Raw genomic sequence first — 696 nt, 5'->3', positions numbered from 1 at the left:
CAGGTGGACGCGGTCGAGGGAGCGGTAGGCGGCGCGGGTGTCCAGCGGCAGCTCGTCGTACAGGTCGCCGGTGATCAGCGTCTCGTTGTCGCCGGCGTGGTCGAGCAGGCGGGCGGCCACGTTGACTGCATCGCCGAAGCAGTCGCTGTTGACTTCGACCACTTCGCCCAGCGCCAACGCGATCTGCAGGCGCAGTCGGGCCACGCCAGGCGCCGCATGCGGCGCTGCAACAGTGGATTCCAGCAGATCGTGCATCTGCATCGCGCTGGCCACGGCCATCGACGGCACCGAGAACACGGCCATCAGGCCGTCGCCCAGTGTTTTGATGAGCTGCCCGCCCATGGCAGGCACGCGCTGAGCCAGCGCATTGATGGTTTGGGTGACAACCGCGGTGGCCTGCGCGTTGCCGAGAGATTCGTACAGCGCCGTGCTGCCGCGCAGATCGGCGAACAGGACGGTGCGACGCTTGATGGTGGCCATGCGTCGATGAGTTTAGCCTGCCAACCAGGGGTTGGCGGGGGCTCTCTGAGAGGGCCCTGTACTCAGATGTTATCGAGGTAGGTCCGAAGCCTGTGGCACAAGCTCCGAACGGGCTGCGCCCGCAACATTTGACCCGGGGGGATCAAATGTTGTCCAAATAGGTCCGGTGCTTGTAGCGCAAGCTGCATCGCGGGCTGACGCCCGCCGACCGACGAG

General features: G+C 65.8%; 1 protein-coding gene. It reads right to left on the bottom strand.

Translation table 11 applies throughout. The features are described from left to right. On the bottom strand, positions 1–480 hold a 480-nt coding region (locus AC1DYI_RS37660), incomplete at its 3' end, for an adenylate/guanylate cyclase domain-containing protein (protein WP_477209153.1). Positions 481–696: the final 216 nt, after the last annotated feature.

The organism is Ideonella sp. P3_A4 (assembly GCF_056403075.1).
Note: the sequence above shows the minus strand (reverse complement) of the source record. Positions and strands in the feature narration are given on the sequence as shown.